This is a genomic window from Paraburkholderia sp. BR10954, from assembly GCF_040965775.1.
Taxonomy (GTDB): Bacteria; Pseudomonadota; Gammaproteobacteria; order Burkholderiales; family Burkholderiaceae; genus Paraburkholderia; species Paraburkholderia youngii.
Genome location: NZ_JBFRCK010000001.1, coordinates 469,659 through 488,524 on the forward strand (window position 1 = coordinate 469,659; position 18,866 = coordinate 488,524).

The 18,866-nt window shown below is 62.7% G+C and carries 19 protein-coding genes and 3 pseudogenes; 12 read left to right on the top strand and 10 right to left on the bottom strand.

Going from position 1 to position 18,866, the window contains the following annotated elements; all coding sequences use genetic code 11:
* Positions 1 to 533: 533 nt before the first annotated feature.
* The 3 genes and pseudogenes from prpB to AB4Y34_RS02195 form a co-directional block, all read left to right on the top strand.
* Positions 534 to 789: pseudogene (prpB, locus tag AB4Y34_RS02185) on the top strand (methylisocitrate lyase); the annotation flags it as partial.
* A 379-nt stretch (positions 790 to 1,168) separates the two neighbouring features.
* Entirely contained in the window at positions 1,169 to 1,618 is a 450-nt protein-coding gene (locus tag AB4Y34_RS02190; RefSeq protein ID WP_176384117.1) for a PaaI family thioesterase, read from the top strand.
* 431 nt (positions 1,619 to 2,049) lie between these two features.
* Positions 2,050 to 2,640 (top strand): annotated as a pseudogene (locus tag AB4Y34_RS02195) (acetyl-CoA C-acyltransferase); the annotation flags it as partial.
* 268 nt (positions 2,641 to 2,908) lie between these two features.
* On the opposite strand, the gene AB4Y34_RS02200 reads toward AB4Y34_RS02195, so the two are convergent.
* Positions 2,909 to 3,070, bottom strand: coding sequence for a hypothetical protein (locus AB4Y34_RS02200; protein ID WP_176381786.1), 162 nt, complete (start codon positions 3,068 to 3,070; stop codon positions 2,909 to 2,911).
* A gap of 280 nt (positions 3,071 to 3,350) precedes the next feature.
* On the opposite strand from AB4Y34_RS02200, the gene AB4Y34_RS02205 reads away from it, so the two are divergent.
* Complete coding sequence (locus tag AB4Y34_RS02205; RefSeq protein WP_368715100.1) at positions 3,351 to 3,605, top strand: zinc-binding dehydrogenase; 255 nt, start codon at positions 3,351 to 3,353, stop codon at positions 3,603 to 3,605.
* Positions 3,606 to 4,693: 1,088 nt separating this feature from the next.
* On the opposite strand, the pseudogene AB4Y34_RS02210 reads toward AB4Y34_RS02205, so the two are convergent.
* The 7 genes and pseudogenes from AB4Y34_RS02210 to AB4Y34_RS02240 form a co-directional block, all read right to left on the bottom strand.
* A pseudogene (locus AB4Y34_RS02210) lies at positions 4,694 to 4,834 on the bottom strand (SET domain-containing protein-lysine N-methyltransferase); the annotation flags it as partial.
* On the bottom strand, positions 4,786 to 5,037 hold the full coding sequence (locus AB4Y34_RS02215; protein ID WP_176381782.1) for an Arm DNA-binding domain-containing protein: 252 nt from the start codon (positions 5,035 to 5,037) through the stop codon (positions 4,786 to 4,788). The pseudogene AB4Y34_RS02210 and the gene AB4Y34_RS02215, both read right to left, overlap by 49 nt.
* A 51-nt stretch (positions 5,038 to 5,088) precedes the next feature.
* Positions 5,089 to 6,081, bottom strand: a complete 993-nt coding sequence (locus AB4Y34_RS02220; RefSeq protein ID WP_368715101.1) for a fatty acid desaturase — start codon at positions 6,079 to 6,081, stop codon at positions 5,089 to 5,091.
* Between the two features lie 159 nt (positions 6,082 to 6,240).
* On the bottom strand, positions 6,241 to 7,029 hold the full coding sequence (locus tag AB4Y34_RS02225) for a CDP-diacylglycerol diphosphatase (RefSeq protein ID WP_368715102.1): 789 nt from the start codon (positions 7,027 to 7,029) through the stop codon (positions 6,241 to 6,243).
* A 102-nt stretch (positions 7,030 to 7,131) separates the two neighbouring features.
* A complete protein-coding gene (gene iaaH / locus AB4Y34_RS02230) occupies positions 7,132 to 8,586 on the bottom strand; it encodes an indoleacetamide hydrolase (RefSeq protein WP_368715103.1) in 1,455 nt (484 codons plus the stop codon).
* Between the two features lie 191 nt (positions 8,587 to 8,777).
* A complete protein-coding gene (locus AB4Y34_RS02235; RefSeq protein ID WP_176106231.1) occupies positions 8,778 to 8,993 on the bottom strand; it encodes a transcriptional regulator in 216 nt (71 codons plus the stop codon).
* Positions 8,994 to 9,317: 324 nt separating this feature from the next.
* Positions 9,318 to 10,022, bottom strand: a complete 705-nt coding sequence (locus AB4Y34_RS02240; protein WP_368715104.1) for an NADPH-dependent FMN reductase — start codon at positions 10,020 to 10,022, stop codon at positions 9,318 to 9,320.
* Between the two features lie 497 nt (positions 10,023 to 10,519).
* Between AB4Y34_RS02240 and AB4Y34_RS02245 the strand changes: the two genes are divergently transcribed.
* Together AB4Y34_RS02245 and AB4Y34_RS02250 are read left to right on the top strand one after the other, a co-directional pair.
* Complete coding sequence (locus AB4Y34_RS02245; RefSeq protein ID WP_368715105.1) at positions 10,520 to 11,233, top strand: J domain-containing protein; 714 nt, start codon at positions 10,520 to 10,522, stop codon at positions 11,231 to 11,233.
* Between the two features lie 363 nt (positions 11,234 to 11,596).
* Complete coding sequence (locus AB4Y34_RS02250) at positions 11,597 to 12,235, top strand: arsenate reductase ArsC (protein ID WP_368715106.1); 639 nt, start codon at positions 11,597 to 11,599, stop codon at positions 12,233 to 12,235.
* On the opposite strand, the gene AB4Y34_RS02255 is transcribed toward AB4Y34_RS02250, so the two are convergent.
* Positions 12,232 to 12,570, bottom strand: coding sequence for an H-NS family nucleoid-associated regulatory protein (locus AB4Y34_RS02255; RefSeq protein WP_176381767.1), 339 nt, complete (start codon positions 12,568 to 12,570; stop codon positions 12,232 to 12,234). The two genes, AB4Y34_RS02250 and AB4Y34_RS02255, sit on opposite strands and share 4 nt — an antisense overlap.
* A 788-nt stretch (positions 12,571 to 13,358) precedes the next feature.
* Between AB4Y34_RS02255 and AB4Y34_RS02260 the strand changes: the two genes are divergently transcribed.
* On the top strand, positions 13,359 to 13,667 hold the full coding sequence (locus tag AB4Y34_RS02260; RefSeq protein WP_368715107.1) for a hypothetical protein: 309 nt from the start codon (positions 13,359 to 13,361) through the stop codon (positions 13,665 to 13,667).
* Between the two features lie 129 nt (positions 13,668 to 13,796).
* Here the strand turns inward: AB4Y34_RS02260 and AB4Y34_RS02265 are convergent, their stop codons facing one another.
* On the bottom strand, positions 13,797 to 14,075 hold the full coding sequence (locus tag AB4Y34_RS02265; protein ID WP_176381765.1) for a hypothetical protein: 279 nt from the start codon (positions 14,073 to 14,075) through the stop codon (positions 13,797 to 13,799).
* Positions 14,076 to 14,853: 778 nt separating this feature from the next.
* Between AB4Y34_RS02265 and AB4Y34_RS02270 the strand changes: the two genes are divergently transcribed.
* The 5 genes from AB4Y34_RS02270 to AB4Y34_RS02290 all read left to right on the top strand — a co-directional run bounded on the left by AB4Y34_RS02270 (position 14,854) and on the right by AB4Y34_RS02290 (position 18,860).
* Positions 14,854 to 15,468, top strand: coding sequence for a copper-binding protein (locus AB4Y34_RS02270; protein ID WP_368715108.1), 615 nt, complete (start codon positions 14,854 to 14,856; stop codon positions 15,466 to 15,468).
* Positions 15,469 to 15,614: 146 nt separating this feature from the next.
* Complete coding sequence (locus AB4Y34_RS02275; RefSeq protein WP_176123932.1) at positions 15,615 to 15,848, top strand: hypothetical protein; 234 nt, start codon at positions 15,615 to 15,617, stop codon at positions 15,846 to 15,848.
* Between the two features lie 162 nt (positions 15,849 to 16,010).
* Positions 16,011 to 16,763: an SDR family NAD(P)-dependent oxidoreductase gene (locus AB4Y34_RS02280; RefSeq protein ID WP_176381761.1), complete on the top strand. Its 753-nt coding sequence runs from the start codon at positions 16,011 to 16,013 to the stop codon at positions 16,761 to 16,763.
* A 78-nt stretch (positions 16,764 to 16,841) separates the two neighbouring features.
* On the top strand, positions 16,842 to 18,020 hold the full coding sequence (gene rhmD / locus AB4Y34_RS02285) for an L-rhamnonate dehydratase (protein ID WP_368715109.1): 1,179 nt from the start codon (positions 16,842 to 16,844) through the stop codon (positions 18,018 to 18,020).
* 57 nt (positions 18,021 to 18,077) lie between these two features.
* Entirely contained in the window at positions 18,078 to 18,860 is a 783-nt protein-coding gene (locus AB4Y34_RS02290) for an SDR family NAD(P)-dependent oxidoreductase (RefSeq protein ID WP_368715110.1), read from the top strand.
* Positions 18,861 to 18,866 lie beyond the last annotated feature (6 nt).

An 18,866-nucleotide genomic window follows, 5' to 3' on the forward strand; every position in this document is an offset into this window, starting at 1 on the left:
TTCCATGTTTTTCGCTCCGCACACGCTTTTTGGGCAGGAGAGAGATATTTCAAGTCGACCGCCATGCGCTGGATTGTGCTGGCGCGACGTTCAACTTCGACAATCGCGTCCCTCGCGATCGCCTGCTAAGAAAGGCATCGATCGCTTCCTGGACCTGCGTGATCTGCGAAAGTATTTCCCTTGTCGGCAGGACAATGGGCGTATAGGCACAGGGGTTTCCGTGCTGATCAATGGAAACGGCTCATACGGTGATACTGCGTCGGACTGCCATCCCTTGATGTGGTACGCAAGTATCGCGCAGGAGCAAATCGCAACCCAGAGAGCGCCGAATGCAATCAGGAAGTTGTCCATGATCCCCTCCATTTTCTCTGCCATGCCGGCGGCCTCATGATCATCCATCGCGGCGGCGAAAAAGGACTGTCAGACAATATCATTCACCCTCCTACTTGATATCCATGCAGCGCGGGAATTGCCAGGAAGTGCCCGGCTTGGTCGAGGTCGATCAGATCTTCGCCACGCTAAGGGGATAGCGTAAGGCCGCTCTAGGACGACAATCAAATAATTGTCATGGATATGCTTAGCGCTGATGACGCAGCCGCGGCCGAAGAAATTAATGCCGCCATCGAGCGGGCTGTCGCCTACGTCGAAGCGGGCGCGGACGTGATTTTTCAAGAGACGATGAATACGCTCGACGACTATCGCCGCTTTAAGCCTGCTGTAAGTGTGCTCACCGGCGCGAACCTGGCCGAGTTCGGCTGGACTCCGTTTTTCACGACCGACGAATCGAAGATCCCGTCGTCGGGCGCTAGCCGGCCACAAGCTGTCGCTGCTTTGCATCGGTTGGGCGGCCATCGACGTTTCGTGCCATTCAGCTCGCTTGCGCACCGGTCATCCCACGTGCGCAAGAGGACTGCTTGCCGTCTCATGCGGCTGGCTTGCGGCAATCTCGCCGTGGCCCCAGGTAGCCGGTCGGTCGGACTCGAGCAAGCGAATCAGAGGCAAGCGGGTATTGAAACAATAGGAAGAAAGGAAGCGATGCCTACGTCGAAGCAACCCGAAGAATTAGCACGGGCGTTCGGAAAATAGTACGATGGCGAATCGGCGGGCCACTCCGCCGCTTGATCAGCGTGCGCGCCCAGACGCGCGACCTTCGACGGAGATCGCTTCGATGAACCTCATTACAGAATTTCCCGCCGGCCTGACCGGCCTCGAACAGCTGCAGCGCATGATGCAAGGGGGCCGCGGCCCGTCTATTGGAGTGACGCTCGGTTTCGAACTCGTCGAAGCGGAAGAGGGCCGTGTCGTGTTCGCCGGCACGCCCGGCACGCACGTGTACAACCCGATCGGCACAGTGCACGGCGGCTATGCCGCGACGCTGCTCGATTCCGCTTGCGGGTGCGCCGCGCATTCGCGCCTCGGCCCGAGTCAGGGATACACCACGCTCGAACTGAAAGTCGCCTACCACCGGCCCATGACCGCCGATACCGGCCTCGTGCGCGCCGAAGGGCGCGTGCTCAGCATCGGGCGGCGCGCCGCTTTCACGGAGGCCAGCATCACGGATTCGCAGGGCAAGCTCTACGCATCCGCAACCTCTACCTTGCTCGTATTCGACCGTTGAATTTGTGTTTCGCGACCAGACCACACGGGCCGCGAAGCAACGCGCTTGCGCGAGGGTGCGGAAGAGCAGCGGACCGAACCAAACGACAGAAACGCCATGTCTGCCGAAACGACGCCAGATGGCCGTGGAACACCTGATAGCGGCCGTAGAGGTGATGCGGGGCTCAAGGTCCGGATAGGTTCCTACCGTCACTGAAACTCCGGCCCGAATGCCCGCACTGCGCTGGTTGCTGCCTGGGAAGGGCGGTCGTGGGACCGACGCAAAAGACTTGTAGCGGCCGGACTGAACCGAAGCGTGATGAGGAATCTTTCATGGCAGTGCGGACGCGGGTGATGATTCGCTATAGTAGGAAGCAGCTTTCAAAATGGCGATTGCGCTTTTCTGAATCCGACGTTGATCTTTTGGCAATTGCGCATTCATGCGATCGAAAAGACGCTATCGTCGCCGTAGAAATAGAAGGGCGCAAGGGCAGCGTTCAGTTCACGCGCGACGAGCAGCCACGTCCGGAGACGACCGTGGAAACGCTGGCGAAGCTGCGTCCCGCGTTCCGTCCCGACGGCACGATTACCGCGGGCAATGCTCCCGGCCTGAACAGCGGTGCGGCGGCGATGCTCGTGGCCGAGCGTGGTTATGCCGACGTGACGGGCATCGAAGCGAGTGCGCGTCTCGCCGCTTTTGGTATTGCCGCAGTCGAGCCCGGTATGTTCGGCCTCGGTCCCGTGCCGGCGGTGCATATCGCATTGGAACGAGCGGGCTGGAAGCTCAGCGACGTCGAACGCGTCGAGATCAACGAGGCATTCGCTGCGGTGCCGCTCGCGGTTGCCAAGCAGCTTGGACTCCCGCAGGACATCGTCAATGTCGAAGGCGGCGCGATTGCGCACGGTCATCCGATCGGCGCAACCGGCGCGGTGCTGACCACGCGCCTCGTCCATTCGATGCGCCGCGATGGCTTGAAGCGCGGCATCGTCACGCTGTGCATCGGTGGCGGTCAGGGTATCGCGCTCGCGCTGGAGATGCTGTAACTGCGGGCTGAGGTTGCGCGGAAGCGGCGAGTCAAATATCTCGTGCGACACGGGCAATCCACGTTGCCGCTACGCGCGCCTGAGCAATCCGGCGATCTGCTGGGGCGACCACGACGGTTGCAGGTTGTCTGCCGCGATGCGTGCCAACATCCGGTGTTCGACCTGCTACAGACTTTGAAGCCACGAACCGCTTCGGTCCCGGGAAATAGGCGTCGGAGTCGCCGTCGGCTGCGAGCCGGGGTCGCAATCATTCGACGGTTAGGCCGGCCTACCGCGTCGGGGACGAGAGCAGCATGTCCGCGGGCAAAATGACGAGCGGCAGTACGCCCACACTGCCGAAGACGATCACCCCGACGATTGCGTAGGCCAACGGTCCATGCTGGACCAGCAGCGCTTCGAGGTCCTGTTCCAGTTGCAAGAAGAATTGCATGAACATCGCGATGTGTGCCGGCTACGTGTGCGTTGCTCGAGAGGAAAGTATAGCGGCAAGCGCGCAGTAGTCCCGCTCAGTTTGGCCGACGGACGCAATCGCGTTGCGCATCATGACGCGCGAGCAGCCGGCTCACGCTGTCTCCCATATTTTGGTGACAACATTACTTTGTTCTACGGTACCGGCACAGTGGGGCGCGCGTCAATTGGCCCCGAATGGATGCATGCTCGTCTATGGAGCCTTGTCGTCGCATCGTCAGACTGACCCCGCAGCCTTTGAGATGCCGATTTTCGCCCCAGCGCTTGTCTACTCGGCTGCCGAGGTTCGCGGCTGGTTCATCTTTTCGTGGCTCGCACGCAAGGGGGCAAGTGAAGGCGGTCAGGTGCTGCGCAGTCTGCTCGACGGTATAGCCCGGGGCACCTTGAAGCCGCCGGCAACGCGCCGCTACCCCCTCGACCGAGCGCCCGAAGCCTTCGCGGCCGCCGAAAGCTCCGCACACGATGCCAAGCCGCTGCTAGCGTTCGCGGAACTCTAAGAAGCACTAGCACAGTAGACTTTGAAGTTGTCATTAGCAGATGATGCAGCAGGTGACTTTCATGAGCGCCTCGTGGACCAATGCAAGTCGTTCGAGACTAGCGCGCCGTCGCGTGAAGTTGTGGAATCAGGCGAATGGGCGCTCAACAACGCATCGGATTTTGCCGGGGCCACTGCCATGCGGGTCGCGCCGGCGGGCGATTTGTGGGTGACGCTGCCAGCAGCTCGAGCGCGTACAAGCCGATGTGACGATGATCGGAAATTTGTGGGGAGCGCCGGCCACGATACTCCTGCGCCTGCCCATGACCACCGCGCGGCAACTGGGTCTGGTACCGGACGTCGACAGCGCGGCATCCGTCGACACCGGCGGGCGAGGCGCCGGAAGGACTAGCGTAACGCGCGAAGAGTTGGGGGGCGCGGCGCATCATTGGAACTACAGGGTCATGGAATTCCATGAGGGCGAAGAGATCTGGCGTGAGGTTCGGGAGGTGTCCTACGAAAATGGTAGGCCTCGGGCTTACTCTGAAGTTGGCGCGAGCCTCTTCTGGAAGGGCGGCGACAGTCCGGAGTTGCAGCTGGGACGGATGCAGGAAGCGCTCTCCGGGCCCGTGCTTCGGACAGTCGATTTTCGTCGACCAATCGCGGGCTCAGAGGCCGAGAGCCAGGATGGCAGATCAACCTGACGGGTTCGCCTGAGCCATACAGAAGTGGTCACTCGCACGGCTGGTCCACTTCGGACCCGCCTGATGCGCAACGCGCGCTTGTCTTAAGGTTTGTTCGACGCCTGCCCATGTCCGCGTGCTCGCAAGCACGCGTCAGTGCATGCGGGCAGGCGTCGAACAAACCTTAAGAACTCTGCTCCTTCAGACGCAGGGTTGGATGACCGTAACGCGCCGGATCGCCGCCCTTGCAGCTGAACCATACACGTGACGGGGAGGGGAGGGCGCCTGCTGATCGGCAATGAGCCAAACGGTCGCAATCGGGCGCCCATCTGTGCCGCCAGGAGGCCGTGCTCAGTTGTCGGCGTGCGCTGTGTCTGTGTGAGACACCGGACACATCGCGCATCGGACCGTCTGCGCTGCAGCGGCACTACGCTAACCGAGCATTGCTGCCCTGCAAGGTTCGACGACATCCCGATGCACGGCAATGACATGTGTGGTGGGCACGGATGTCGTCGGTGATCACGCCATCGACTGACAGACCATAGTCGATGAAGAGTTCGTCGCCGGGTGTGCCTTTCGTGCGTCAAGAAGCGACAGGTCGGGGAAGCGCCCCAAAGTATATGTACAGGCTTTGCCATCGAGTCGGTAGTCGAACCTCCACGTTTTCGTACCCGTAACCGACACGAGCAAATACAGCGAGTCGCGGTCGCTGAGCTTATAACGCTTAGCTTGCGGTTTCGCGTTCAACAGGAGCGAATAGGTGAGCTTCATGGCGCGCCCCACGGCGGACAACTACCATGAATTCTACCTCTGATTCGCCTGCTATTTGCCTGCAAAACTGACGGAAGCAGGCGGATTTCCGCGGAAGTGACCGGACGGGAGTTCACCCACTGGATGCGCCACCGCAGCGAACCCATAGCGTCTGACCCATTCGCTGTAACCCTTAACCAGAAAGGCTCCAGAGCGTTCTATGTACTGCTGGCGGGACGTTTGATAGACCGCCCGAAGCGCAAACCACGGCACCTGCGGCAAGTCATGATGAACCAGATGATAGTTGTTGTTCAGAAACAGCAACCGCCACAGCCATCCCGCTTCGTTGATGACCGTGCGATGCGCGGGCTCCTGCGCAATCCGATGCTCATGAAACGAACGCACCGATGCAAGCGCGAGCGAGCCGTACCCAGCACCGACGATAAACACCCACGCCGGTATCCCGCACATCTGCTGCAACCACACTGTGAGTGCAACCAGCGCGGCGAGATGCGCGAGCCATGCGGGTAGGTCGCGCCAATCGCCGTCGCGAATCTTGTCGAGTGCCTGCGCACCGGTCGCGGCAATCGCAAACGCCGGCCCGACCAGCAAGCGACCCGTCAACGTATTGCGGAAAACCAGCAACGCACGCATCGCGATGCCCGCACGTTGCCACTCCGCTGCGCTAACGAAATAGCTTTCCGGATCGCTGCCGGGCTCGGTCAAGCGCGCATCGTCGTGATGGCGCAGATGCGACTCGCGATATACGTGATATGGGAACCACACCGCGAGCGGCGCAAAACCGAGCAGCGCGTTGACGAATCGCGAGCGCGTCGGATGACCATGCAGCAGCTCGTGCTGCAACGACATGAACCACGCGCCGAAAATGGCCAGCAGCGCGGCCGTCAGTGGCAGACCCAGCAGACGCGCGTGTGCGGCGACGCCGAACCAGCCACCGTAGATCGCGACGATCAGCGCCCATGTCGGCCATTGCGTGCGCCAGGTCCGGCTTGCGGCCAGACGGTCGATATCGTTGCGCTGTGTGTCGTCGAGATAAATCGCCATCGTTGAATCGGTCCGAATGCGTGTTCGAACCCGCGGTTGAAATTCGCAGGTCCAGACCGATCGTACGGGGCGACGCTGTGCGCCCGAACCATTTTATTGAGCAATGCATCTGCTCAATCGTGGAAAAGCGGGCGTGGATAGCGTGTATCCGGTAAGCGTTCAATGATCGTCAGCGACGCGGCACGCGTGATCGAGCAGCCCTTCGGCCGTGCCGCTGCCGCCATCGATGTCGATACCGCTGTTGACGATCAGCCAGCCATCCCGAGCCGCCGATGGTCCCGCGCCGGTCACGAGGATGGTTTGCGTGGCCATCGTCGCCGGATCGGGATTGTCGCGCGCGACGATCCTGAACGGGTTGTCGGCGCCGCCCAGCGAGCTCACGCGCATGATCCTGTAGCGCTCGCCATCGAGCGTCGCCCAGCGCCATTCGCCGGGCGCGTCGTGAGCGTGATCGGCGAGCACGGCGCTGACTTCACGCCGCATGCAATCGATGTGGATATGCAGCTGGTTTTGCGAGCGACGGTATTCGGAGTTGATTTCGAGGCCGAGCTGATCGTCGGGCAATTCGCGTTTGACCGCTTGCTGCACGAAATGGCGCGAGTCCCACGCGTCGCTCCAGTAGTCTTTCGCATCGGGCGCGAGGATCAGCGGACTTTCGATGCCGGTGATGCGATCGGTCGGCATCAGCAGAAACTGCGAGCGGCCCAGAATGTCCTTCAGGACGACATAGCGTTTGTCGAGATCGACGAGCGAGCATTGCCCCGGCGTGCCGGTGGCCTGCTGCGACGGCACGCAGCGGATGTCGACGATCTTCCACAGCGCGTCGGAATCGACCGTCGCGAGGCGCGCGCAGGCGCTGGCGGCGAGAGCGACCGCGAGCACGGCGGCAGAATGAACGATGCGGCGCGCGAGGCCGCGAGATGAGAGGGCGGTGGCGAGGTTCGTCATCGTCGCTAGGGTGGGTTCGGGCGGGGAAAGCGTTGGAATGCGGGCTGTAATGCGCAGGCATTAAAGCACAAACCACATGGCGCCGACGTGAAAACACGGGCTTCACAGCACCGGCGCCGGCAACGCTCCCAGTACCTGTTCGATCGCGACACCGATGGCCAGCAGCCGCCTGTCCGAGCCGAGCGGTCCATCGAGTTCGAGGCCGACCGGCAGCCCGCTCGCGCTGATGCCCGCCGGCAGTGACAGCCCCGGAATGCCGGATGTGCTGGCCGGGTCGGTATTACGCAGGAACGCTTCCATCGTATCGATCGGCGGACCGCCGTCGATCGTGACCGTCGACGAACCGTTCAGATCGTCGATCGGCACCGCGACGAGCCGCGTCGTCGGAAACAGCAAAGCATCGAGACCGGCATTCGCGAACGTCGCCGCGACGTAGTTCTGCAGCCGCGGCCGCCAGTAATTGAGCGCCGCCGAATAGTGCGAGCCGAGCACGTCGGCGAGCACGTCGTCGTAGATCGCGCGCACGTCCGGGCTCGCGATGCGCACGGCCAGATCGGCGACGGTCTGTACCGGCGCCTGATTCGCGACGAGCCACGCGAGCACGTCGTCGCGCGCTTCGTGAATAGCGAGCGGACCGCCGACCATGCCGTTCAGATGCTCCAACTCGGTCATCGCGACCGGCACGAATGTGACACCCGCGACTTCGAGCTTTTGCAGCGCTGCGCGCGCGACGTCTTCGACCTGTCGTTCGAGAGCGTCCCACAGCGGCGCGGGCAAGCCGATGCGCAAGCCTTCGAGCGCAATCGCAGGCAACCCGCCGTCGCCGGTAATCACGCCGTCGAGCAGCGCCAGATCAGCGACGCTGCGTGCCATCGGGCCCACGGTGTCGCGCGTATGGCTGATCGGCACGACCGCATTCGGGTCGTGATAGCGCCGCTCTGCGCCGCCGTTGCCGACCGAAGGACGAAAGCCCGCGGTGCCGGTCAGCGCGGCCGGGATGCGGGTCGAGCCGCCGGTGTCGGTGCCGAGTCCGGCGGGCGCGATGCGCGCGGCGATCGCCACCGCGGTGCCGCCCGACGAGCCGCCCGGCATCAGCGACGGATCGTACGGGTTGCGCACCGGCCCCGCGTGCGCGGACAGGTTGGTGCTCGTGATGCCGAACGCGAGCTCGTGCATATTGGCCTTGCCGAGCACGATCGCACCCGCGTCGACGAGGCGTTGCACCGATGGCGCGTTGGTGTTCGGCACGAAGCCGGCGAGCGCGGGCGTGCCGGCCGTCGTCGGCAGGCCCGCAGTGTTGATGTTGTCCTTTACGACTATGGCGAGGCCGCAAAGCGGCAATCGCGCCCGCTCCGCCGGCGTCAATGCGTCGATGCGCTGCGCGGCGGCGAGCGCGCCGTGGAAGTCGAGCGTGGTGAGCGCGTTCAGCTGAGTGAGCGCGGCGGCGCGCGCGAGCAGGGTAGCGACGTAGTCGGCGGCTTTGAGCCGGCCGGATTGCAGCGCCTCGACCGCTTGTGCCGCGCTGAGCGCGAGTTGTGCATCGACGGTCCATGTCATTACGGGCGTCTCCGGATCGATGGATGCGTCGCGGGCGGCGCGAGGTTCGACTGCATCCGTCGAAGAAGCGGACAGGTCACGCGGGCAGACAGCGAACGCAAGGGTTCAGCTATTCTGGCACATCCGCCTGAAAGCCGATGCCGGGCGATGCACGACGCGCGTCGCCCTCGCTGCCATCGATATCGATGCGCTTACCGGTGATTGTCGATCCACATGCGCCCCCAGTCGGACGCATAGGCGAGCGCATGCTCTTCGTCGAAGAAGTAGTCGAGCGCGTCGAACGAATAGGCTTTGCGCGTATTCTCGTCGCGCTGCTCGATCGTCAGATTGGCGGCGAATAATCCGTTGGGGAGCAGTTGCGTTGCCGCTTCGACCTCGTAGCCCTTGTAGCGGATGTGTGAGTTCATGATCTTGACTTGTCTGTGTGTCCGCGCGTGTCGTGCGGAATACCAATGCGTGCGGCGCGGCCCTGTCGTTGCCGAAGGTGTGTGAAGCGGCGGGCAGGGTCAAGCGTAGGGCGCGCTGCGCAGCGGGTGAACCAATCTTTCGTCGGAAGCAAATCAGCGCGGGGCGGGAGTGGTAAGCAGAAGCCCGGATCGGATCAAAGTCGCTGTGTTCGGTGACTCTATTCGCGCGGGGTCGCGATGTCTGTTATGTGGCGCACGGTCGCTCGGCGCAAAGCGTGGCGCCGTGCGCGATGGCGGCGGCGTCACGGTGCCCGGGAGAGTATTTCAGACCGCGTGCAGGACGCGCGCGGAACGGCTGTCCGCTGCGATCGGGGTGGTGGTGCCTTGTGCGGATGCCCGGCTCGCGGCCGAATGGCTGGACGCGGTGGGTGCGCCGTGCGCGCGCTGTGCATTGAACGCGAGCGCGAACTGCGCGGCTTGCTGGCCGACGGTCGCGAGTTGCGCGATCACTTTCGGATCGGAGCAGCTGTCGACGCTATCGAAGCGAGTCTCCAGCGTATTGATGCCGGCACCGAACGGCGTAGGCCAGCCACGCAGCGCATGCACGATCGAGCGCAGCGACGTCAGCACCGAGCCCGCCGCCTGCCAGCCGTAGGCGGTGACGATGCAGCCCACCGCGCGGCCATCCAGATACGGGCGCTCGTCGGCGCGCAATTCCTCGAGCGTGTCGAGCGCGTTTTTCACGAGCCCGGATACGCCGCCGTGATAGCCGGGTGTCGCGATGATCACCGCGTCCGCGCGACGCACAGCGTTGATCAGCTCGAGCTGTTCGTCGGTGCGGGCCGGCTGTTCCGGCGCGTAGTGCGGCAGGCTATGCAGGAAACTGCCGCCGAACAGGCGGGTTTGCGCGCCGGCGGCTTCGGCGCCGCGCAACGCGAAGGCCAGCGCGCGCTCGGTCGACGAGGCCGCGCGCGTCGTACCGCCAATACCGACGATGAGCGGCGGGCGGGAATGATCGGATCTGCTCAACGAAATGCTCCTTCGATTGCGGTTCACGCTGCGGTTGACGGCGCGGTCGATGCGGGACTCGTGCAGCGTCAGCAACGGACGTGCACGGCCGTGAACGGACCGGCCGGAGCGAACCGGACTTTGAAGTGTCATCTTAATGAGCGAGCGCCGCGCGGCTAAGCGACTTTTTGTTCTAACGATATAACCATGCGGCCGCAGCTCGCCGAGTCGTTCTGCAATGCACGTGAGCACGCGGCCGATAAGCATATGGCGAATCGTTGGTTGGGCGCGTGCGGGCAAGACCCTAAGATGGACTTGTCTCCTCCATAAATCTCCTTAGACATGGGACTCGGCCTCGCTACGCAAGTGGTGGGGCCTTTTTTTCGTGGGTCGCTGGCGGACGATGTGCCATTGGGGCAATGCCGATTGCATGCGCGTGCGTGGTAGCCGCTTCACGATGACGCCGCTTTTTGCATGCTACGATGCCCGCAGTGATTTTCCGCGAGATCGAGCCCAGCATGGCAACCCTGTATGACACCCTCGGCGTGCCCGCGCACGCCACCGACGACGAAATCAAGCGGGCTTACCGCAAGGCCGCGATGAAGTGGCATCCGGATCGTAATCACGGTGCCGAGGACGTGGCGCGCGCGGCGTTCCAGGAAATCAAGGACGCGTACGCGATCCTGTCAGATGCCGAGCAGCGCAAGGTCTACGACACTGTCTACGCTGAGCAGATGCGCGAGTGGGAGGCACAGCACACGCGTCGGGAACGCGCGCAGGCGAAGCGTGAGGCGGCGGCGCGCGCAGCCGACGAAGCCGCGTACGCGGAGATGGTGTCGATCGCGATCCGCTTCGCCGACCAGGGCCACAATCGCGACGTGCTGTTCGGCGTGCTGCTCGGACGGCAATGCGAAGCCCAGCGCGCCGCGCAGATCGCCGACAGCGTCGCCGCGTTGCAGGCGGCGCGCCGTGACGAGGCGGACGCCTCGCAAAATGCCCAACGTACAGGGAAGGCGGCAAAGGGCGCGGAAACGGCGCAAGCTGAGGCGGCCGAGCCCGAACTGGCGAAAACCGTGCACGATACCGGCACGGCTTCAGAAACCGCTTCTCACGACACGCCGCATGTCAAACGCGCGAATCACGCGAAGCGCGACGAAACCGCCAGCGACATCCATCCGGCCGGTGCGCTCGGCAGCCTGTGGTTCCAGTTCCTCAACAGCCTGAAATTCTGACGTGTCGCGACGACCCGGGTCGCCCGCGGAATCTCATTCGAGGCGACGCCTGCCGCGTATACCCCTACGCCCAGGTCCGCGCGCTGGCGACTGCGACCGGACAAGCCGAGCGCGCCGAATCGCCGGTACGGCGGCAGCATCGCTCGATCTGGCAAATATTCAAAAAGGGTGCTGAAACTGGGGGCAGGACACTGGTACACTGCCCATCGTTCGCAAGTTGTGCTCTGTGCCCCGGACTCGAGATAGCTGGCGCGAATCCCGTGGCGCAAATAAAAAAGACGCCGTAGTGTCACGGGGGCGCAAGACTGGAGCGGCACAATTCCGCCCAGAGGCTAAATAAAAAAACATCGGTACGGGGTAAGCGTGTCCAGAAAATATAAGGTGTTGTTTCTCTGCCGCGATAATTCGATCCGCAGCATCATTGCAGAAGCTTTACTTCGCGAACTGGCGGGGCACCGGTTCGAGGCGTTCAGCGCGGGCCCTGAACCGGCCGCGCGCCTTCATCCACTTGCGGTCGCGCAATTGCAGCCCGGCATTTCGGGGCGCGCGGTGCTGAGCCCCAAAAGCTGGCTGGAATTCACCGGTGAATGGGCGCCGCGCATGGATATCGTGATCGCGCTCGACGAATTCGTCGGCGGACTGCATGCGCCGGTATTTCCCGGCGCGCCGGCGTTCGTCTACTGGACCATTGCCGATCCGCTCGCGGGCGGCCGCGGGTCCGCTGACGAGCAGGCCCGTCTTTTCGACAAGACCTTCTGGCAGATCGTGCGGCAGGTCAGTGCGTTTATCGAGCTGCCGCAATATGCGCAGCCTGCATCGAATCACGCGAATCACGCGAATATCGCCGATCCGGCGAATGCCATCAATGCGGGGAATACGGTGAATGCCGCGAATACCGTGAATATGCCAGGCGGTGGCGCAAAACCGGTGCGTGGCACGGCGGTTCGTTTCGAATCCGCAGCCATGGTGTCCGCGCCTTCGAGCGCGGCGGCCTGCACCTAGCGGCTATTCGGGCGCGCGAGCCGCGTGCCGGCGAACGGGTCATTCGACCAGTCCACCTGTTTTTTCGGTTGGGTTTTCGGTTGAGGTGCGGGCGCCGGCTTTGCGGCCAATTCGAAATGCTCAATGCTCTGGCCGGCACTAATGGCTTGCTTCAACCATTGCGGCATTTCGCCATTGCCATCCCAGCTGTCTCCGGTCGCATTGCGATAGCGCTCAGCTTTTTTGGCCAATGACTCGGTTGCCAGCGCCGCGGCGAGGTCTTCTGGCCTGATACCAAACTCTTCCATGCGATGGCGGAGATACGCAATCATGCTATCTCGCTTCCTTTCGTCCATAGGATATTTGTCCTTCTAAAACGTGCAGCGTACTGTCGAAGACAGATTGCGGGGAAAAAGCTGCGAAGCGTCGAGCCCGACTGAATGGGGTCGCCCCGCGGTGGGGTTGTCGATTGACGGAAATGCCATGTGCCGGGTTAAAAAACGTTGCTCCCCGAATTGCAATACGGCCTCGGACAAAGACGGCCGCTGGAACAACCGACCCTCGAACTGAGAGTCTCGATCAGCAAATATTTCAGCATATCGCAGTGCGGCGAACGAGTCCGGTAAGCCTGACGTTCGCTATGAAAAACTCTGAGTCTCGATGCAATGATTGCGAATGGATGGAGTCATTCCACGCTGTCCGTCTTTCACCGGACTTTCGTCGATGTGCGGGTTCGCTTTTTGTGCTTTGTAGCAACATCATAACGCAATGCGCGAGCAAAGCACGCTTAGTTCACATTGAATTTGTCAGTGAATGCGGTTTATCGAACGGTGCGGACAATCGGTCGCTCTGCTGGAAGCTCCTGGATTGAATTCCGGGGGGCGCGACCTATAAAAGAAAGACGAAAAGCTGCGCAACGCAGACTTACAACCGCCTTATGCGCACCGATTCCGCCGACGCTCCGGGAACGCGTCGAGCATCGGTTGCCAGCGCGGTAATTCTTCATCTGTTTAGTTCGGTGACCCGTCGCAGCAGTAGCGCATTGGCATCGACCCGTTCCTCGGCCCCATTGGGCAGGCTGGCTGTTCGCGGATCAATTCTTGTGGAGGACGAACACTGCTGCGCCGGATCGAGGAGTCCGGAAATGAGAGCACGTATATTGATGATTGCCGCGACCGCCGTCCTGTTTCTGGTACCGGGGAAAGCCGCCGCGGAGGAGCTGAACGGCCAGGCGGACCCCGGCATGTCAGGTCGCGCGATGATGCAGTTCAATGCGAACGAATCGGCGCAGGCGACGACCGACATGTCCTACGGTCGGAGCTGGGACCCGCGCGAGCAGGGCGTGCGCAACGCGTCGTATGGCGGTGTTGCGGCGGGCGAGTCGCAAGCGGGTGGCCGGCGCAGCCAGTCCTGCTCGTTCAGCACTGAGTGCAAAACCTATTTCGGTCAATGACCGGTCTGCGAGCGGCAGCAGGTCGCGCCGGATGAGGCGCACCCGCAGTGGCGCGGGGTTTCCAGGCAGCGAACCGGCGCGGCGCGCCGCGGCGGCAGTGCATGCGCTTGACCGCAAGCGCATGCCATTTCACGAGAATGCCAATTCCCGCGGAACATCGGCGCCGCGCTCGCCGAGGCGCGCGACGATATCGTCGACGCCGGGTGCCGTGGCGCGGTTTTCCGCCGGATCGTAGTAACCGCGGAACACTTCCAGCAGAGCGCGCCATGACCCATGCCAACGCGTTTCGCGTAGACAGACGCCGGTCGGATCGGCAATACGCAATACGCCGTTGTCCGGATAGAAAGTGAGCGTGACGAGACGGCCGTCGATGACGCAGGCGGCGGTGCAGGGGCGAGTCGTGACCATGTGTGGTGTCCTTTCGATATTCCAATGTTTGTGCGTTAAACGCCGACGCCAGCTTTCGCTGTGCCTGCGCTGTCACGTGACTGTGACCTCGACGGCAAAATTCGCTCGATCAAACCGTCCGTGTGCGCAGTATTCCAATGATTGACGACAATTTTTTGTATTCGTCGCGAAGTGATGCGCAATAGCGTCAGTGTCATCCATTAGGGGTTTATGCTGAGTCGTTCGCCGATTGCCAATTCGTCCACGGTCGAAACAACGACCATCATATTTTTATGGCAAATGAATCGCCACTCGTCATAAAAGATTTGACGCAGCAAGCCCGATTAATCCGGAATTGCGATGCGCGATCCCTTATCTTGCCATTCCTTTACGCGTTTGCTAGCATCCTCGAGACAGTTTGAAATAGTCATAACGTCCGGCAATTTCCGGACCCGGTTAACTTGGGTCACCCGGTAGTCCATCTCCTTGCGAGGCATATGTTATGGCTAGCTCTCAACCCCTCTGCTGACGCTCCGGGAACGCGTGCGCAAAGCCGCGCCGCTCCTTGCGCGCGCTCACACGCTACCACGCGCTTTTCACGATCAAGTTCTGCGAGACAAATCGGCGCATCAGAAAACGAACCGTTATTGGTTTCAGAAATGCGTACCCCGTCTGATAAAAGCGATTAATAGTCCGTTTCCCTTTTTAATTCGAAGCGACCGCAGTTGCTGCTGCGCGCAGTACGCGATCTGCGACAAACCATTTGCCGTAACAACGACGCAATCAAAAGGAGCAGTTCATGGCTTCCAATACAACGGGCTCCGGGCTCATGCGGGCGAAGGCGATCACGGTTGCGTTAGCGGTTTTGGTTGCGGCGGCGGGTTCGGCGTTCGCGCAGGACAACGCGGCGTCCGCGCCGGAACAGCGGGCAATCGGCGCCGCCGCGCTGTTGCACGTTCAAGCGCGCGTCGTCGCGATCGATCCCGCGACGAACAGCGTGACGCTGCGCGGCCCCCACGGCGGCGACGAAACCTTCGACGTGAATCCGCAAGCCGCCGACGTCAGCAAGCTGCATATCGGCGACATGGTGACGATTGCGTACAAAAAGGCGCTACTGGTCGGCGTCGACAAACTCGCGCCGAGCGGAATTCGCCAGCGCATCGATACCGAAGTCACGCAGCCCGCGGCCAACGGTGTGGTTGCATCGGCGCGGCGCGTCGAAGTCGTGGCGACGGTGCGCAAGATCGATCGCAAGCAGCGCACGATCACGCTGCGCGGGCCGTCGCGCACCGAAACGCTCGACGTGGCGCCGGACATTCCGCTCGATAAGCTGAAGGTCGGCGATTCGGTGCGCGCGGTGTTCGTGTCGGCCATCGCGGCGGCGGTGTCGCGCAATGGCGCGGACGTCAAATAACGGCGCTCGGGAAGGCTTAAATAAACTACGCTGAAGCGTATCGAGGCGCGCGGCGTCGAACCGCAACCGGGGGTTCGACGGCGCGCGCCGGCCATTGCGGCTCAGGTTTCACCAGGGTCATCGCGTCGCGCGCGAAGGAGCGGGGAATGGAACAGAGCGAAACGGAAACCACTGCCGAATCGGAGCGCAAAAGGCTCGTCCGCAGCAAGATCCACGTGGGCCTCGCGGCGCTCGGCACGTTGTCGTCGGTGTTCGGCATCGGCATAGCGATCATCGGCGGCATCAACTTCGACAGGACCAGGGTGCTGATCGGTGTCGGCATCATCGTCGTGTCGACCATTCTGTATGTGTCGATGCTTTTCGTCGCTGCCGATGACTAGCATCTTCGCTTCCCATTAGCGCTCGATCCCGCTGCCGATTCACTTTTGCTATCGCCCCCTCCGATAGTCGAATTGTTGGTGCATCGCACCGCCCGTATATTGACTGCAGCGATATACAACAACTCGACGGCGCGCCGCACGGCGGCCCACAGGAGCACAGCAATGAATCGGATCGATCTGGAGGGGCGCGCGGTCGTCATCACCGGCGGCGCGCGCGGCATCGGCTACGCGGTCGCGCAGCGGGCGTTGCAGTCGGGCGCGTCGGTGGCGTTGTGGGACGTCGATAGCGAACGCCTCGCGCGCAGCCAGCGCGAGCTGAGCGAACTCGGCAAGGTCAGCGCCGTCACGGTCGAGCTGACCGACGAAGCCGCGGTCCAGCGAGCCACCGCGCAAACGGTCGCCGAGCACCGCTCGATCGACGTGCTGATCAACTGCGCGGGCATCACCGGCGGCAATGGCGCGACATGGGAGCTCGAGCCGGACCTGTGGCGCCGCGTGATCGACGTGAATCTGATCGGCCCGTACCTGACCTGCCGCGCGGTCGTGCCGCAGATGCTGAAGCAGGGCTATGGCCGCATCGTCAATATCGCGTCGGTGGCGGGCAAGGAGGGCAATCCGAATGCTTCGCACTACAGCGCGTCGAAAGCGGGCTTGATCGGGCTCACCAAGTCGCTCGGCAAGGAACTCGCGACCAAGAACATCCTCGTCAATGCGGTCACGCCGGCCGCGGCCAAGACCGAGATCTTCGATTCGATGTCGCAGCAGCACATCGACTACATGCTGTCGAAGATTCCGATGAACCGTTTCCTGCTGCCGGAAGAAGCGGCGTCGCTGATCCTGTGGCTGTCTTCCGAAGACTGCGCGTTCAGCACCGGCTCGGTGTTCGACCTGTCCGGCGGCCGCGCCACTTATTGATCGCGCTGCTCGAGCATTGCACACGCGTCGACCGCGCGTTGTCGAGCCGCTTCGACGCCTCTCTCACGGAGCTCTTTCATGGCCATGCCTACCATCCGGCACGTGCGTGCCTTCATCGTTCGCGGCGGCGGCGCGGACTATCACGACCAGGCCGGCGGGCACTGGATCGACGATCACATCGCGACGCCGATGGCGCGTTATCCCGAGTACCGTCAGAGCCGCCAGTCATTCGGCATCAACGTACTCGGCACGCTGGTCGTCGAGATCGAGGCGAGCGACGGCACCGTGGGCTTCGCGGTGACGACCGGCGGCGAGATCGGCGCGTTCATCGTCGAGAAGCATCTCGCGCGTTTTCTCGAAGGGCAGCTCGTCACCGACATCGAGAAGATGTGGGATCAGATGTACTTCGCGACGCTGTACTACGGGCGCAAGGGCGTCGTGCTCAATACGATTTCCGGCGTCGATCTCGCGCTGTGGGATCTGCTCGCGAAGGTTCGCAAGGAGCCCGTGTATCAACTATTGGGCGGCCCGGTACGCGACGAGCTGGTGTTCTATGCGACCGGCGCGCGGCCCGATCTCGCGAAGGAGATGGGCTTCATCGGCGGCAAGCTGCCGTTGCAGCACGGTCCCGCGGAAGGCGAAGACGGACTCAGGCAGAACCTCGAGAAGCTCGCCGATATGCGTTCGCGCGTCGGCGACGACTTCTGGCTGATGTACGACTGCTGGATGAGCCTCGACGTGCGCTACGCGACGCGGCTCGCGCAACGCGCGCACGAATACGGCATCAAATGGCTCGAGGAATGTCTTCCTCCCGACGATTACTGGGGTTACGCCGAACTGCGCCGCAACGTGCCACGCGGCATGATGGTGTCGACCGGCGAGCACGAGGCGACGCGCTGGGGCTTCCGGCTGCTGCTGGAGATGCAGTGCTGCGATCTGATCCAGCCCGACGTCGGCTGGTGCGGCGGCATCACTGAGCTAATCAAGATTTCCGCGCTCGCCGATGCGCACAACGTGATGGTGGTGCCGCACGGTTCGTCGGTGTACAGCTATCACTTCGTCGTCACGCGCCATAACTCGCCGTTCTCCGAGTTTCTGATGATGGCGCCGAAAGCCGACGAAGTCGTGCCGATGTTCAACCCGCTGCTGCTCGACGAGCCGGTGCCGGTGAACGGGCGCATGAAGGTGCCCGATACGCCGGGCTTTGGCGTGCGGCTCAATCCGGAATGCGCGCTGGTCCGGCCTTATCAGCATTGAACGAGTTGAATGCTTTGAACGTATGCCGAACGGCGAACCCCGGCAAAGGAGACTAAGGTGCTGCTCAAGGACAAAATCGTGATCGTCACGGGCGGCTCGCGCGGCATCGGACGCGCAATCGCGGTGGCCTGCGCCCGCGAAGGCGCGGACGTGGCGATCAACTACTGGGGTGACAACGACGCATCGTATGGCCGCCGCTCGGCGGTCGAGGAAGTGGTCGGCGAAATCGAGGCTTTGGGGCGACGCGTGATCGCGGTGGAAGGCAACGTCGCGGCGCGCGATACCGGTCAGGAGCTGGTGCGCCGTACGGTCGACGCGTTCGGCAAGGTCGACGTGCTCGCGAGCAATGCCGGTGTCTGTCCGTTCCACGCGTTTCTCGACATGCCGGCCGATGTGCTCGAATCGACGGTCGCGGTCAATCTGAACGGCGCGTTCTTCGTCACGCAAGCGGCCGCGCAGCAGATGAAAAAGCAGGGCACTGGTGGCGCGATCGTCGCGACGAGTTCGATCAGCGCGCTGGTGGGCGGCGGCATGCAGACGCATTACACGCCGACCAAGGCCGGCGTGCATTCGCTGATGCAGTCGTGCGCGATTGCGTTGGGGCCGTACGGCATCCGCTGCAACTCGGTGATGCCGGGCACGATCGCGACCGATCTGAACGCCGAAGATCTCGCCGACGAAGCAAAGAAGGCCTACTTCGAGAAGCGCATTCCGCTCGGCCGCCTCGGGCATCCCGACGACGTCGCCGATTGCGTCGTGTTTCTCGCGTCGGACCGTGCGCGCTATGTGACGGGCGCTGCGCTGCTCGTCGACGGCGGCCTGTTCGTGAACCTGCAATAAGCGACG